This is a genomic window from Streptomyces sp. NPDC057136 (assembly GCF_042670885.1).
In the GTDB taxonomy this organism is placed as follows: domain Bacteria; phylum Actinomycetota; class Actinomycetes; order Streptomycetales; family Streptomycetaceae; genus Streptomyces.
This window is the reverse complement of sequence record NZ_JBHUUV010000005.1, coordinates 182,926-197,677: the sequence shown is the minus strand read 5'-3', so window position 1 is coordinate 197,677 and position 14,752 is coordinate 182,926. Positions and strand designations below refer to the sequence as shown.

Below are 14,752 nucleotides of genomic sequence, written 5' to 3'. Positions count from 1 at the left end.
AGCCGCGGCGTCAGTTCCCAACGGTCAGCCGCCAACCCGTAGAGTGACGGTCACGCGCTGACCAACGGGCCCGCCCGTGAGGGCGGTCCGCGGGCGGTACGAGGACGCGAACCAGGGGGCCGGATGAGTACCGAAGCGCAACGCGCTCCCGTGCCACCGCGCCCGACCACTCCGCCCCCTCCGGCGACGGCCCGTCACGACGCACCGCAGCAGCCCTCCGCTCCCGCACTGCACCAGCCCCCACCCGTTCAGCCCCCACTCGTTCAGCCCCCGCCTGCCGAAACGACCGCACGCCTGCGGCGGGTGCCGTCGGCCGGCCCGGGAGCCGGCCCGGGAGCCGGGCCGCGGCCCGGGCCGCCCGTCGGGCCGCCGCCTCCCGTCACGCGGCGTAGGCCCGTCGGTGCCGTGGATCTCTCCGCGACGCCCGGGTCCGCCCCGGCGCCCTACCCGTACCCGAACTCCTACGCGCCGCCCCGGTACACCTTCGCCGAGACGCCCGTCGAGACCACCACCCGGCTGCGTCCCGTCCGCCCGCGTCACCCCGCGCGGACCGTGGGCGCCGCCGCCTGTGTCGTGTTCGGGCTCGGGCTGATCGGGGGCGCGGTCACCGGGACCTGGCTGACCGGTGACTCCTCGGCCGACGCCGGCACCCGTACCGCGTACAGCGAGGGCCGCACCGCCTGGCACAGCGTCCCCGTCGGCACCCTCTTCCCGGCCACCCTCAAGGGCGACGGCGCGGGACCCGGGGCCACGGACCGGGTCTGGACCCGGGTCGCCGTCGCCCCGGACGGCACCTGCGCCAAGGGCCTCGACCCGCTGCTCCTGAAGACGCTGCGCGCCGTCGGCTGCGCACGCATGCTGCGGGCCACCTACACCGACGCGACCAACAGCAGTGTCGTCACCGTCGGGATGGTCTTCACCGAGGCCGACACCGAGGGGATGCGCGCCCTCAGTACCCGGTTCACCGGCCAGCGCCTCGACGGGCGCGCCGACCTGATGCCGCGTACCTACGCCCCCGCGGGCACCGTCGCCGCCGGGTTCGGTGACCGGCAGCGTGCCAGCTGGACCGTCCACGTCCTGACCGAGGTGCCCGTCGTCGTCTTCGCCGTCTCGGGCTTCGCCGACGGCCGCGAGGTCGCCGCACCCCAGCCCGCCGCCGAGGCCATGGCCGCGGGCGCGACGACGGCCGTCGCGCAGGCCGGGCTCGGCCACGAGGCGAAGGGCGTCGCGGACCGGGTGGAGCGCGGCCTGCGCATGACGGTCACCGAACTCACGGAGCAGCCCGAATGAGCCGACGCCCGCCCGGACGCCGCCGCCGGGCCCTCGCTGCGGTCTGCGCCGCGACCGCGTTCACCCTGGTCCCCGCCGCGCCCGCCCACGCCGACGGCATCCGCGACCAGCAGTGGGGCCTGGCGGCCCTCCACACCGACCGGGCCTGGCAGACCACCAAGGGCGAGGGCATCACGGTCGCCGTCCTGGACACGGGTGTCGACGCCTCCCATCCGGACCTCGCGGGCCAGGTCCTGCCCGGCAAGGACCTGATCGGCTTCGGAGCCGAGCGCGGTGACCGGGCCTGGGCCCTGCACGGCACCGCGATGGCCGGGATCATCGCGGGCCGGGGGAGCGGTCCCGGCCGGGGCAACGGCGTCCTCGGTATCGCCCCGGAGGTCAAGATCCTGCCCGGCCGGGTGATCCTGGAGTCCAACGACCCGTCCCGCGGGAAGGCCCGCGAATCACGCGGCACCGCCCTCGCGGAAGGCATCCGCTGGGCCACCGACCAGGGCGCGGACGTCATCAACCTCTCCCTCGGCGACGACAGCAAATCCGCTCACCCCGAGCCCAGCGAGGACGCGGCCGTCCAGTACGCCCTGGCCAAGGGTGTCTCCGTCGTCGCGTCGGCCGGCAACAGCGGCGAGAAGGGCGACCGCATCTCGTACCCGGCCGCCTACCCCGGTGTGATCGCGGTCGCGGCGGTCGACAAGTACGGCACGCACGCCGCGTTCTCCACCCGGCGCTGGTACGCCACCGTCAGCGCACCCGGCGTCGACATCGTCGTCGCCAACCCCGACCGCCACTACTACATCGAGTGGGGCACCTCCGCCGCCTCCGCGTTCGTCTCCGGAGCCGTCGCGCTGGTGCGCGCCGCCCACCCGGAGCTGACCCCCGCCCAGATCAAGAAACTCCTCGCGGACACCGCCCGCAACTCCCCGCCGGACGGCCGCGACGACGCCCGGGGCTACGGTCTCGTCGACCCGGCCGCCGCGATCGAGGCCGGATCACGCATCCGTACCGCCGGGAACCCCGGCTCCACCGCGACCGGCTACGCCAAGCAGTACTTCGGCCCCGGCCCCACCCCCCGACCGGAGGACGACAGCCCGGCGAACTGGCTCGCCCCGACCGCCGGCGGACTCGGCGCCGTGCTGCTGGCGCTGGCCGTTGTCCTGTGGCGGGCCAGGGAAGGCCGGGGCCCTAGCGGGCGTCGCTGACCGCCGCGACGGCCGCGACCGCAGCCTCGGCCACCGACTCGACGAGCGCGATGCCCGCCTCCTTCGTGGCGTGCCCGTCGGAGAGCACGGCGACCAGATACGTACGACCGCCGACGAGGACCCGGCCGATGCTGTTGATGTCCCACAGCCCCGTCGTGGTCCGGGGCATCCAGCCGTTCTTGAGCGACCAGCCGGTGCCCGCCGCGGACACCCCCCACTGCTGGTCCGCCTCGACCTTTCCCATCAGCTCCTGAACGTAGGCACGCGAATCCGCGGACAGTACGGAATCCCCGGCCGGGTCGAAGACCGCCCGGAGCAGACGCACCTGATCCGAGGCCGTCGTCTGCGTCAGCCCCCATGCCTGAGCGGCGGTCGTCGAGGTCAGCCCGAGCCGGGCGTTGGCCGCGTCGAGCCCTTCCGCACCGCCGATCACCTGCCACAGCCTGGTGGCCGAGGCGTTGTCACTGCGCTGGATCATCGCGGCGGCGTACCCGTGCTCGGCCCCGCTCAGCTCGCGCCCCTCGTCCTGGGCCTGGAGCAGCAGGGCGGCCAGCACATCGACCTTGACGATGCTCGCGGTGTCGTACGTCGTCGTGTCCCCGTACGTCGCGATGGCCTCGCCGCCGTCTGCCAGCACGGCGACGGACAGCGCGCCTTCGCCGGTCAGCGGCGCCACCGCCCCGGCCAGCTCCGCGTCGAGATCCACCTCGGCCTCCTCGCTCGTCGCCGCCGCGGCCGGCGGGCTCGACGCGGACGATACGGACGCGAGAGCGACGGGCGCGCGATCCGGCGACCGACCCACCAGGAAGGCGCCCCCGGCGGCCGAACCCGCCAGCAGCACCACGGCCGTCACGGAGGCGGACAGCGCGGAGCGGCGAATTCTGTGGCGGGACATGCTCCGCACGCTAGGAAGGGGAGCTGGCAGCACCCTGTGCCCGACCTGTCGCCGAGATGAGAAAGCCGACCGACTACGCTCGTCACGTGGCGCTCAAGAACATTCCGGACCCCGGTTTCTCCAACGACGACGGCATGGCCGCTCCCGAGCTGACCGCGGCACTCGCCGCATGGTCACAGGACCGGAAGGCCGTCGGCCCGGTCCTCGAAGCTCTCCTCGGCGCCCGGCTGCTCGTCCCCGTCGTCGCCGTGCTCGGCGAGGTGGAGGAGGACGAGAACGGACTGCGCCGCGAGAAGACGAGCGACATGGCCGTCCCCACCCTCCAGGCCGGTGACCGGCGCGCTCTGCCCGCCTTCACCTCGACCGCCTCGCTGGCCCTCTGGGACCCGGAGGCCCGCCCTGTCGCCGTACCCCTGCATCAGGCGCTCCAGGCCGCCGCGCACGAGAAGGCGGACACGGTGGTGCTCGACCTCGCGGGCCCGGTCGCCTTCGAACTGACCGGCTCCGCGCTGCGCGCCCTCGCCGAGAACCGCGCCAGCGCCGACCCGCTCGACGACCCGGCCGTCGTCGCGGCGGTACGGGACGTCGTCGCCGCCGAACCCGCGGTGCTCCGTGCCCACCTCGGCCCCGGCCCCGCCGACGGCATCGTGGCGGTGGTCCTCGTACCGGACGCCGTTCCCGCCGAAGCGGCCCGGCGGCTGGCCCAGGCACTGGCGGCCAGCGAGGACCTGCGGGCCAGGCTGGTGCGGGGTCTCGACCTGGCCCTGCTGCCGGCCGACGCCGTCGCGCCGGGCGGGCCCTTGTTCACGCGCTGATCACCCGGACCCATATGACGCGAGCCCGCCGCCTGTCACAGGCTGCGGGCTCGCGTCGTCGGGAAGATCAGACAAGAAGCGGCTGAGGGAACGGACTGGACTGACGGACTAGCCGTACACCGGCCCCGTGTACTTCTCGCCCGGGCCCTGGCCGGGCTCGTCCGGTACGAGGGACGCCTCGCGGAACGCCAGCTGGAGCGACTTCAGGCCGTCGCGCAGCGGGGACGCGTGGAAGGTGCTGATCTCGGTGGTGCTGGCGTCCAGCAGGCCGGCCAGGGCCTGCACCAGCTTGCGGGCCTCGTCCAGGTCCTTGTGCTCGTCGCCGTCCTCGGTGAGGCCGAGCTTCACGGCGGCTGCGCTCATCAGGTTCACGGCGACCGTCACGATCACCTCGACCGCGGGGACCTCCGCGATATCGCGGGCCATGTCGTCGAAGCCGGGGGATTCACTGCGGGGGGTCGCGTCACTCATGTCCCACACGATAAGGCCATGCTCAGACGTCCCCGACTGCGGGAGACGCTCCGCGCCGGGCCCCGGCCCGCGACGCCTCGCGGGTTCGCAGCACCTCGCCGGAGCTGCTAATCTTGGGTAACGACCGGCCGGACACCTATGTGCTCGGCCCACAAGTGGAGGCTCCGATCTCCCACCTGACCGTCCTCCGGGACGGTGGGTCACCGGTCAGGCGGCGCCCATCGTTCCGTACGGACGATGGAGCTGCCCGATGCGCCCCGCGGTTGACCGCGGCGGTGTTCCGGTATTTCCAGGAGCCCCGCCTGTGTCCCGTCCGGGGCTTTTTTCGTGTCCCGTCACGGTTGGTCTTTCGAAAGAGACGTTACGCGGCTGCCCGCCAGGCGGTCCGCGTGGTGCTACCTAGGAGGATCCATCAGCGCCGAGCCCCGCATCAACGACCGGATTCGCGTTCCCGAGGTGCGACTTGTCGGTCCCAGCGGCGAGCAGGTCGGGATTGTTCCGCTTGCCAAGGCCCTGGAGCTCGCACAGGAATATGACCTCGACCTGGTCGAGGTGGCGGCGACAGCCCGTCCCCCCGTGTGCAAGCTCATGGACTACGGGAAGTTCAAGTACGAGTCGGCCATGAAGGCCCGTGAGGCGCGCAAGAACCAGGCGCACACGGTCATCAAGGAAATGAAGCTCCGGCCGAAGATCGACCCGCACGACTATGACACCAAGAAGGGTCACGTCGTTCGGTTCCTCAAGCAGGGTGACAAGGTCAAGATCACGATCATGTTCCGTGGTCGTGAGCAGTCCCGCCCCGAGCTGGGCTTCCGACTGCTCCAGCGTCTCGCTTCGGATGTCGAGGACCTCGGCTTCATCGAGTCCAACCCGAAGCAGGACGGCCGGAACATGATCATGGTTCTGGGCCCGCACAAGAAGAAGACCGAAGCCATGGCCGAGGCCCGTGAGGCTCAGGCCGCCCGCAAGGCGGAGCGTCAGGGTTACGCCCACGACGCCGAGTCCGAGGGCGACGCAGCCGAGGCTCCGGCCGAAGCAGTCGAGGCCCAGGCCGAGACACCTTCCGAGGCGTGACCTCTGGGGGCTGCCATCCAGGCGCCCCCAGGTCCCCGCGGAATATCCCACCAAAGATCTGACGCCCCTGCAGTTCGGTGCCCGGCACCGAGAGGGGCGCCACTGACGAGGAGAGAACGGCGCGATGCCGAAGAACAAGACGCACAGCGGTGCCAGCAAGCGCTTCAAGATCACCGGCTCCGGCAAGGTGCTCCGTGAGAAGGCCGGCAAGCGCCACCTGCTCGAGCACAAGTCGTCCAAGAAGACCCGCTCGCTTTCCGGCACGGTCGTCGTGGCTCCGGCCGACGTCAAGAAGGTCAAGAAGCTTCTCGGCAAGTGAGTCGCCGCCCCCGCTGATCCGGGGGCGCGATCTCGATCCGACCGGGACCAATTCGTTTCCGGGCCGTGTGAGTTCCAACCACGGCCCCGCTACAAGGAGTTAACAAGTGGCACGCGTCAAGCGGGCAGTCAACGCCCACAAGAAGCGCCGGGCAATCCTCGAGGCGGCCAAGGGCTACCGGGGTCAGCGTTCGCGCCTGTACCGGAAGGCCAAGGAGCAGGTCACCCACTCCCTGGTCTACAACTTCAACGACCGCAAGAAGCGCAAGGGCGACTTCCGTCGGCTGTGGATCCAGCGCATCAACGCCGCTGCCCGCGAGAACGGCATGACGTACAACCGCCTCATCCAGGGTCTGAACGCCGCCAACATCGAGGTGGACCGCAAGATCCTGGCCGAGCTCGCGGTCAACGACCCCAACGCGTTCGCCGCGCTCGTCGAGGTGGCCCAGAAGGCCCTCCCGAGCGACGTCAACGCCCCGAAGGCCGCCTGATACAGGCAGTCCTTCCAGGTTTTTGAGCCGGACCCGCAGGCGCAAGCCGTCTGCGGGTCCGGTGCGTTGCACCCCCGCTGTCGTTTCTCCGTACGCAGAGAGGCTCGCCGCCGACCATGGGCACCCCCGAACTGATCTCCTCGCGATCGCCGCGTGTCGTGGCCGCCCGACGGCTGGCCAAGCGAAACTTCCGCGGCAAGGAGCGCAGGTTCATCGCCGAGGGGCCGCAGGCCGTACGCGAGGCCGCGGGGCACCGGGGCGGCGACGGTGAGCCGACACTGATCGAGCTCTTCGCCACCGTCGAGGCCGCCGAGCGGTACGCCGACATCGTCGACGCCGCCCACGCCGCAGGGGCCCGGGTCCATCTCGCCGACGGCGACGTACTCGCCGATGTGTCCCAGACCGTCACGCCGCAGGGCCTGATCGGCGTCTGCCGCTTTCTCGACTCGCCGTTCGAGGACATCCTCGCCGCGCAGCCGAAGCTGGTCGCCGTGCTCGCCAACGTCCGTGACCCCGGGAACGCCGGTACGGTGCTGCGCTGCGCCGACGCGGCGGGGGCCGACGCCGTCGTGCTGACCGACGCGTCCGTGGACCTCTACAACCCCAAGTCGGTGCGGGCGTCCGTCGGCTCACTGTTCCATCTGCCGGTCGCCGTGGGTGTGCCCGTCGAGCAGGCGGTGCGCGGGCTGCGGGACGCCGGCGTGCGCATCCTCGCCGCGGACGGCGCGGGCGACGACGACCTCGACGACGAGCTGGACGCCGGCACCATGGGCGGTCCGACCGCCTGGATCTTCGGCAACGAGGCGTGGGGGCTCCCCGAGGAGACGCGGGCCCTGGCCGACGCGGTGGTCCGGGTGCCGATCCACGGCAAGGCGGAGAGCCTCAACCTCGCGACGGCGGCGGCCGTATGCCTGTACGCCTCCGCACGCGCCCAGCGCCCCCGGCGTACGGGACCCTAGGGTCTTTCGTTTGGATCAGGCCGGATCAGGGAGCGGGGTCTGGCGCGTGCAGCTGCAAGGCGGAGGATTGAGGCAACGCGAAGGGGGTCCCCCCTGGCCCTTAAGGCCTCGGGGGAGTTGGTGACTGACGACAACGCCGGAGGGGGCCCCTCCCCTCCCTGCTCAATGGGGTCTCCCCTGCTCGAACGAAGTTGAGAGCTTGGGGAAGAAGCCGAGAGCTTGGGGGAGTGCGTGCCAGACCCCGCGAGCCCGGCATGATCCAAACGAGAGGCCCTAGGCGCTGTCGTCCAGGGATCGGCCGCCCTTTCGATCCCGCAGGGTGTCGCTCGTTCACTGACGACTAGTAGGGTGACGAACTCGGGGGCCCACTGCGCCGGTTCGAGAGGTGGGGTACGGGAATATGGCAGTCGGCATGAGCAGGCCGCGAGAGACACACACGGCCGTCGTGCGCGCCGCAACCGCCGAACCCGCACCGCTGGACGAGACCGATACCGTCATCGGGCCTGGTGACCTCGACCCGGATGATCTGCCCGACGGCCTCGTCGTCGCCGACGAGACCGGCAGGGTCATCTGCTTCAACTCCGCCGCGGCCCGGATCACCGCCACTCCGCGCGCCGCCGCACTCGGCCGCTCGCTGGAGCACGCCCTGCCCCTCGAAGACCTCAAGGGCAGACGCTGGTGGACCCTGACCGACCCGTACGGGGGACTGGCCACCCGCGTCGGCCAGCCCGAGCGGAATCTGCTCCTGCCCGGCGGGCGCGAGGTCCTGGTCTCCGCACGGTACGTACGCGAGAGCCCGACCGGGCCCGTGCGCCGTCTGGTGATCTCCCTGCGGGGCACCGAGGCCCGCCGTCGCACCGAGCTCAGCCACGCCGAACTGATCGCCACCGTCGCCCATGAGCTGCGCTCCCCGCTGACCTCGGTCAAGGGCTTCACCGCGACCCTGCTCGCCAAGTGGGAGCGGTTCACCGACGACCAGAAACGGCTGATGCTGGAGACGGTCGACGCCGACGCCAACCGCGTCACCCGGCTCATCGCCGAACTGCTCGACATCTCCCGGATCGACTCCGGCCGCCTGGAGCTGCGCCGCCAGCCCGTGGACATCTCAGCCGCCGTCGAACGCCACGTCCAGGCCCACATCGCGACCGGTCAGGCGCCCGACCGCTTCCTCGTACGCACCCGGCAGCCGCTGCCCGCACTGTGGGCCGACCCCGACAAGGTCGACCAGGTCCTCGGCAACCTCCTCGAAAACGCGGTGCGCCACGGCGAGGGAACCGTCACCATTGAGATCGCCCCCGCACCCGCGCCGGCCAAGAGTGACGAGACAGGAACGGCAGTCACCGTGAGCGACGAAGGTCCCGGCATCCCCGAGGAGTCGATGGGCCGTGTCTTCACCCGCTTCTGGCGGGGAAGCAAGCGCGGCGGTACGGGCCTGGGCCTGTACATCGTGAAGGGCATCGTCGAGGCGCACGGCGGCACGATCACCGTCGACCGGGGACCCGGCGGCGGAGCCGAATTCCGATTTATCCTGCCTGTGAGCGCCCCGGCCTATTTGACGTAAGGGGTTTCGCGCAGCGAATCAGACAGGGTGGCGGCGGGCGACGGGACGGCCTGAGCTGCCCACGGGCTTCTTCGCCTCCCTGCGGCCCTTAGACTCGACCTTTGGCACCTTTGTGTCCTCCAGGCGTCGAGCGGGGCCACGGGGGTCCGGGGGTATCCCCCGGTAAGAGCAATATCAGCCAATCGGAAGCACGGGAAGAGATGTCGGCACCGAACAAGTCGTACGACCCAGTCGAGGTCGAGGCACTGAAACCGGAAGAGATCGAGCGCATGCGGGACGAGGCGTTCGCCGCCTTCGCCGCCGCGGGCGACCTCGACGCGCTCGCCCAGGCGAAGACCGCGCACACCGGTGGTACCTCGCCCCTGTCGCTCGCCAACCGGGAGATCGGCGCGCTGCCGCCGCAGGCCAAGGCCGAGGCGGGCAAGCGCGTGGGCCAGGCCCGCGGCGCCGTCTCCAAGGCCCTCTCCGCCCGTCAGACGGAGCTGGAGGCCGAGCGGGACGCCCGGGTCCTGGTCGAGGAGGCAGTCGACGTCACGCTGCCGTACGACCGCACCCCGGCAGGCGCCCGGCACCCGCTGACCACGATCATGGAGCGCGTCGCCGACGTCTTCGTGGGGATGGGCTACGAGATCGCCGAGGGCCCCGAGGTCGAGGCGGAGTGGTTCAACTTCGACGCCCTGAACTTCGTACCCGACCACCCGGCCCGCCAGATGCAGGACACCTTCTTCGTCCAGGGCACCACGCCCGACGGCAAGGCGACCACGGGCGACGAGTCCGGCATCGTGCTGCGTACGCACACCTCGCCGGTCCAGGCGCGCTCCCTGCTGAGCCGGAAGCCCCCCGTCTACGTGGTCTGCCCCGGCCGGGTCTACCGCACCGACGAGCTCGACGCCACGCACACCCCGGTCTTCCACCAGATCGAGCTGCTGGCCGTCGACGAGGGCCTCACCATGGCCGACCTCAAGGGCACCCTCGACCACATGGTCCAGGCGCTCTTCGGCCCGGACATGAAGACCCGGCTCCGGCCGAACTTCTTCCCGTTCACCGAGCCGTCCGCCGAGATGGACATGGTCTGCTACGTCTGCCGCGGCGCGTCCGTCGGCAACCCGGACCGCCCCTGCCGCACCTGCGGCAGCGAGGGCTGGATCGAGCTGGGCGGCTGCGGCATGGTCAACCCCAAGGTGCTCATCGCCTGCGGTGTCGACCCCAAGAAGTACAGCGGATTCGCCTTCGGGTTCGGCATCGAGCGGATGCTGATGTTCCGCCACAACGTCGAAGACATGCGAGACATGGTCGAGGGTGACGTCCGGTTCACCCGGCCGTTCGGGATGGAGATCTGATGCGCGTCCCGCTTTCCTGGCTGCGGGAGTACGTCGACCTGCCGGCGACGGAGACCGGCCGTGATGTACAGGCCAAGCTCGTCGCCGTGGGGCTGGAGGTCGAGACCGTCGAGCAGATCGGCGCCGGCCTCAAGGGCCCGCTGGTCGTCGGACAGGTCCTGACCATCGAGGAGCTGGAGGGCTTCAAGAAGCCCATCCGTTTCTGCACGGTCGACGTCGGCATGGCCAACGGCACCGGTGAACCGCAGGAGATCGTCTGCGGAGCCCGTAACTTCTCCGTCGGCGACAAGGTCGTCGTGGTCCTCCCGGGCGCAGTGCTGCCCGGTGAGTTCGCCATCGCCGCACGTCAGACGTACGGCAAGACCTCCCACGGGATGATCTGCTCCACCGACGAGCTCGGCATGGGCGACGACGGCACGCACGGCATCATCGTGCTGCCGCCGGAGCACGAGGTCGGCACCGACGCGATCGAGCTCCTGGAGCTCGTCGACGAGGTCCTCGACATCGCCGTCACGCCGGACCGGGGCTACTGCCTCTCCCTGCGCGGCGTCGCCCGCGAGGCGGCCATCGCGTACGGGCTGCCGCTGCGCGACCCGGCCCTCCTCGACGTACCCGCGCCGAACGCGTTCGGCTACGCGGTGAAGGTGTCCGACCCCTTCGGCTGCGACCGCTTCACCGCCCGCACCGTGGTCGGCCTGGAGCCCGAGGCCCGTTCCCCGATCTGGATGCAGCGCCGTCTGCAGAAGGCCGGGATGCGCCCGATCTCGCTCGCCGTCGACATCACCAACTACGTGATGCTCGAACTCGGCCAGCCGCTGCACGCCTACGACCGGACCCTCGTCGACGGGCCGATCGGGGTGCGCCGCGCCCAGCAGGGCGAGAAGCTCACCACGCTCGACGGCACCGTGCGGGTCCTGGACGCCGAGGACCTCGTCATCACCGACAACCGCGGGCCGATCGGCCTCGCGGGCGTCATGGGCGGTGCCAACACCGAGATCGCGGACACCGCGGCCGGTGAGCACACCACCACCTCGGTCGTCATCGAGGCGGCGCACTTCGACGCGCTCTCCATCGCCCGCACCGCGCGCCGTCACAAGCTGTCCTCCGAGGCGTCCAAGCGCTTCGAGCGCGGCGTCGACCCGGCCGCGGCCGCCGCTGCCGCACAGCGCACGGTGGACCTGCTGGTCCTCCTCGCGGGCGGCACCGCCGAGGCGGGCGTCACCGAGATCAGCGCCCCGTCCGCGCCCCGCACCATCGCCATGCCGGCCGACCACCCCGACCGGGTGGCCGGAGTCGCGTACGGCAGGGAGATCGTCGTACGCCGCCTCCAGCAGGTCGGCTGCGACGTCTACGGGCAGGACGAGCTGATCGTCACCGTGCCGTCCTGGCGCCCCGACCTCGCCGAGCCGAACGACCTCGCCGAAGAGGTCATCCGGCTGGAGGGCTACGAGAACCTTCCGTCGACCCTGCCGACGCCGCCGTCCGGCCGAGGGCTCACCGACCGTCAGCGGCTGCACCGCCGCATCGGCCGGGCGCTCGCCGGAGCGGGCTACGTCGAGGCGCTGAGCTACCCGTTCATCGGCGACGCCGTCCTCGACCAGCTCGGTCTGGACAAGGACGACGCGCGCCGCCGTACGGTCACGCTCGTCAACCCGCTCTCCGACGAGGAGCCGGCGCTGCGCACCACGCTGCTGCCGGGCCTCCTCGGCGCACTGCGGCGCAACGACGGTCGCGGCAGCCACGACCTCGCGCTCTTCGAGACCGGCCTGGTCTTCCGGCCGACCGGCACCGAGACGCAGGCCGTCCGGCTGCCCGTCGACCGTCGTCCCACGGACGAGGAGATCGCCGGACTCGACGCCGCGCTGCCGCGCCAGCCGCGCCGTGCCGCCGTCGTCCTCGCGGGCGCCCGCGAGCAGGCCGGCTGGTGGGGCAAGGGCCGCCCGGCCGACTGGGCGGACTCCATCGAGGCGGCCCGCACGATCGCCCACGAGGCGGGCGTCGAGCTGATCATCCGGAGCGACCAGCACGCGCCGTGGCACCCCGGCCGCTGCGCCGCGCTGTACGTCCTGGTGAACGGTGAGGAGACGCTCTTCGGGCACGCCGGTGAGCTTCACCCGCGGGTCGTCAAGGAGCTCCACCTGCCGGAGCGCACCTGTGCCATGGAGGTCGAGCTCGACGTCCTGGAGCAGGCCGTCGACGGCGCCCTCCAGGCGCCGCGGATCTCGACCTTCCCGGTCGCGACCCAGGACGTCGCGCTGATCGTCGCGCAGGACGTCACCGCCGCCGAGGTGGAAGGGGCGCTGCGCGAAGGCGCGGGCAAGCTCCTCGAATCGGTGCGGCTGTTCGACGTCTTCACCGGCGACCAGATCGGTGAGGGCAAGAAGTCCCTGGCGTACGCGCTGCGGTTCCGTGCCGCAGACCGCACGCTGACCGTCGATCAGGCCTCGCGCGCCCGCGACGCGGCGGTCGCCCTGGCCGCCGAGCGGACCGGCGCGGTGCTGCGCGGCGCGTAGTGCTCTGACGGGATCAGGCAGTGAGGAGGGGCGTATCCGGCCACCGGATACGCCCCTCCTTTGCGCTCGCCGTAAGGCGGGGGACCGCACGCGGGCCCGGCCCGGGCCGGGGGAACCCGGTTGCGGGGCCGACCCGCAGCCACCCTCCGATCCGTGGGCAGTGGGTCGTGCGATCCGGCGCCGTCCGCGCTGCCACGGAGTGTCGGGCAGGTCGGCAGAGCGGACGGCGCGGGTGCGGGTCGTCGAACTGTACGAGGGGGAGCCGACGACCCGTCCGCCTCTTGCGAGGCGACCAAGTCAACCGATTCGCCCCGCGGCGCGACAGAGCGCACAGCAGGACGGCTCGGGCATTCCGTTCACACCCCGTGTGAATCGTGCTGCACTAGGCTCAGTGCGACGCGCAAGGGGGGGCAATGGAGCCCAATATCCTGCTCGAATCCCTGATCGACGAGGCCGGCGTGTCCCGAGCCGGTCTTGCCGGTCACGTCAATCGGGCCGGCCGGGCCCGCGGCCTGGACCTGCGGTACGAGCACACGGCGGTGGCCCGCTGGCTCAAGGGACAGCGTCCGCGCGGGCAGGTGCCCGATCTGATCTGCGACGTCCTCGGGGCGCGCCTGCACCGCGCCCTCACCCTCGACGACATCGGCATGGGAGCCGCAGGCGGGAACACGGTGGTGCACGGCTCCACCCTCACCGGATTCGTCGAGCGGGCCACCGCGCTGTGGCACTCCGACGAACAGCGGCGCCCGCAGGTCGTCGGAGCGCCCGCCGTCACCGGCACGACGGCGGTGATGCCGGTCTGGGAGTGGGAGAACCCTCCCGAGGACACCGATGTCTCCCGGCCGGGCCCGGCCCGTGTGGGCCCGGCGGACATAGTGATGCTCCGCGCGGCCCGTGCCCATTACGAGCAGATGTACCGCAAGGCGGGCGGCATCGCGACCCGCTCGCGCGTCGTCGGCTTCCTCAACGCGGAGACGGCGCCGCTGCTGCGCGGCGGCTACAGCGATGCGATGGGGCGTCAGCTGCACCGGGCGGCCGGCGGTCTTGTGGCCGTCGCCGGTATCTGTGCGTACGACTCCGACGCCCATGGTCTCGCCCAGCGCTACTTCCACCAGGCGCTGCGCCTCGCCAAGGCCAGCGGCGACCGGGGGCTCGGTGGCTATGTGATCGCGCTGCTGGTCAACCAGTCCCTCTTCCTGGCCGAATACCGCCGGTCCGTCGCCTTCGCCGAGGCCGCGCTGCGGGCGGCGGGCACCCACATCACACCGGCGCTCGCGGCCGATCTGTACGCGATGCAGGCCAAGGCGTACGCCCATCTCGGCGACGGCCACAACGCCCGTACGTGCATCCGCCGCGCGGAGGCGGAGGCCGACCGCATCCATCCGGGCCGGGAACCGGACGAGACGGGGTACGTCCAGCCGGGCCTGGTCAATGTGCAGGTGGCCGAGGCGCTTCTCGGCCTCGGGGACCTGACGGGTGCCCGGGAGCACGCGGCCACAGCCGTACGCGCCCCGGCGCACGACCGCGGTCAGGTGCACCGGCTGGCGATGCTCACGCACATCGAGCTGCTTCAGGGGGAGGCGGACCGGGCGGCGCGCACGGCCTCGGACATGGCCGAACGGGCCAGGGGCATGGAGTCCCAGCGGCTGCGCGACCGGCTCCGGGCGGTGCGTGCACAGCTGGCTGCGAGCGGCTGCGCCGAGGCCGAAAAGGCGGCCGGGATCATCGACGGAGCGCTGCGCGTGCCTCTGTGAGCTTCGCCCGACGGCCCGCCCTCCGTTCCCCTGGCGGGCTGTCCCTGCTCCGATATTGCCATCGACTTGTCGGAA

At 71.7% G+C, this 14,752-nt stretch carries 13 protein-coding genes; 11 read left to right on the top strand and 2 right to left on the bottom strand.

The features are described 5' to 3' along the window. Positions 1–405 precede the first annotated feature (405 nt). Together ACFT7S_RS09060 and mycP are read left to right on the top strand one after the other, a co-directional pair. Positions 406–1,290, top strand: a complete 885-nt coding sequence (locus ACFT7S_RS09060; protein ID WP_382728988.1) for a hypothetical protein — start codon at positions 406–408, stop codon at positions 1,288–1,290. After that, on the top strand, positions 1,287–2,486 hold the full coding sequence (mycP, locus tag ACFT7S_RS09055; RefSeq protein ID WP_382728986.1) for a type VII secretion-associated serine protease mycosin: 1,200 nt from the start codon (positions 1,287–1,289) through the stop codon (positions 2,484–2,486). The genes ACFT7S_RS09060 and mycP overlap by 4 nt, the downstream gene beginning before the upstream one ends. On the opposite strand, the gene ACFT7S_RS09050 is transcribed toward mycP, so the two are convergent. After that, a complete protein-coding gene (locus ACFT7S_RS09050; protein WP_382728984.1) occupies positions 2,470–3,381 on the bottom strand; it encodes a serine hydrolase in 912 nt (303 codons plus the stop codon). The two genes, mycP and ACFT7S_RS09050, sit on opposite strands and share 17 nt — an antisense overlap. A gap of 86 nt (positions 3,382–3,467) precedes the next feature. Here ACFT7S_RS09050 and ACFT7S_RS09045 point away from each other — a divergent pair, with 86 nt between their 5' ends. Further along, a complete protein-coding gene (locus ACFT7S_RS09045; protein ID WP_382728982.1) occupies positions 3,468–4,196 on the top strand; it encodes an SseB family protein in 729 nt (242 codons plus the stop codon). Positions 4,197–4,304: 108 nt separating this feature from the next. Here the strand turns inward: ACFT7S_RS09045 and ACFT7S_RS09040 are convergent, their stop codons facing one another. Then, positions 4,305–4,667, bottom strand: a complete 363-nt coding sequence (locus tag ACFT7S_RS09040) for a DUF1844 domain-containing protein (protein ID WP_382728980.1) — start codon at positions 4,665–4,667, stop codon at positions 4,305–4,307. A gap of 369 nt (positions 4,668–5,036) precedes the next feature. Between ACFT7S_RS09040 and infC the strand changes: the two genes are divergently transcribed. The 8 genes from infC to ACFT7S_RS09000 all read left to right on the top strand — a co-directional run bounded on the left by infC (position 5,037) and on the right by ACFT7S_RS09000 (position 14,677). Further along, on the top strand, positions 5,037–5,741 hold the full coding sequence (infC, locus tag ACFT7S_RS09035) for a translation initiation factor IF-3 (protein ID WP_382729222.1): 705 nt from the start codon (positions 5,037–5,039) through the stop codon (positions 5,739–5,741). Positions 5,742–5,865: 124 nt separating this feature from the next. Then, positions 5,866–6,060, top strand: coding sequence for a 50S ribosomal protein L35 (rpmI, locus tag ACFT7S_RS09030; protein WP_382728978.1), 195 nt, complete (start codon positions 5,866–5,868; stop codon positions 6,058–6,060). A gap of 106 nt (positions 6,061–6,166) precedes the next feature. Beyond that, on the top strand, positions 6,167–6,550 hold the full coding sequence (gene rplT, locus ACFT7S_RS09025; protein WP_185301813.1) for a 50S ribosomal protein L20: 384 nt from the start codon (positions 6,167–6,169) through the stop codon (positions 6,548–6,550). 116 nt (positions 6,551–6,666) lie between these two features. Further along, positions 6,667–7,509, top strand: coding sequence for a TrmH family RNA methyltransferase (locus ACFT7S_RS09020; RefSeq protein ID WP_382728976.1), 843 nt, complete (start codon positions 6,667–6,669; stop codon positions 7,507–7,509). Between the two features lie 400 nt (positions 7,510–7,909). Continuing rightward, entirely contained in the window at positions 7,910–9,070 is a 1,161-nt protein-coding gene (locus ACFT7S_RS09015) for an ATP-binding protein (protein WP_382728974.1), read from the top strand. Between the two features lie 200 nt (positions 9,071–9,270). Beyond that, positions 9,271–10,410 (top strand): phenylalanine--tRNA ligase subunit alpha, encoded by a 1,140-nt coding sequence (gene pheS, locus ACFT7S_RS09010; RefSeq protein ID WP_382728972.1) that lies wholly within the window; start codon positions 9,271–9,273, stop codon positions 10,408–10,410. Further along, complete coding sequence (gene pheT / locus ACFT7S_RS09005; protein ID WP_382728970.1) at positions 10,410–12,923, top strand: phenylalanine--tRNA ligase subunit beta; 2,514 nt, start codon at positions 10,410–10,412, stop codon at positions 12,921–12,923. Before pheS ends, pheT begins: the two co-directional genes overlap by 1 nt. A 413-nt stretch (positions 12,924–13,336) precedes the next feature. Continuing rightward, the gene (locus tag ACFT7S_RS09000; protein WP_382728969.1) at positions 13,337–14,677 is read left to right on the top strand and encodes a transcriptional regulator; all 1,341 of its coding nucleotides are present in this window, start codon (positions 13,337–13,339) and stop codon (positions 14,675–14,677) included. Positions 14,678–14,752 lie beyond the last annotated feature (75 nt).

Excerpts from the sequence above, each read along its gene's own strand:
- mycP (WP_382728986.1), top strand. The coding sequence starts at position 1,287 with ATGAGCCGACGCCCGCCCGGACGCCGCCGCCGGGCCCTCGCTGCGGTC.
- ACFT7S_RS09050 (WP_382728984.1), bottom strand. The coding sequence starts at position 3,381 with ATGTCCCGCCACAGAATTCGCCGCTCCGCGCTGTCCGCCTCCGTGACG.
- ACFT7S_RS09040 (WP_382728980.1), bottom strand. The coding sequence starts at position 4,667 with ATGAGTGACGCGACCCCCCGCAGTGAATCCCCCGGCTTCGACGACATG.
- rpmI (WP_382728978.1), top strand. The coding sequence starts at position 5,866 with ATGCCGAAGAACAAGACGCACAGCGGTGCCAGCAAGCGCTTCAAGATC.
- ACFT7S_RS09020 (WP_382728976.1), top strand. The coding sequence starts at position 6,667 with ATGGGCACCCCCGAACTGATCTCCTCGCGATCGCCGCGTGTCGTGGCC.
- ACFT7S_RS09015 (WP_382728974.1), top strand. The coding sequence starts at position 7,910 with ATGGCAGTCGGCATGAGCAGGCCGCGAGAGACACACACGGCCGTCGTG.
- pheS (WP_382728972.1), top strand. The coding sequence starts at position 9,271 with ATGTCGGCACCGAACAAGTCGTACGACCCAGTCGAGGTCGAGGCACTG.
- pheT (WP_382728970.1), top strand. The coding sequence starts at position 10,410 with ATGCGCGTCCCGCTTTCCTGGCTGCGGGAGTACGTCGACCTGCCGGCG.
- ACFT7S_RS09000 (WP_382728969.1), top strand. The coding sequence starts at position 13,337 with ATGGAGCCCAATATCCTGCTCGAATCCCTGATCGACGAGGCCGGCGTG.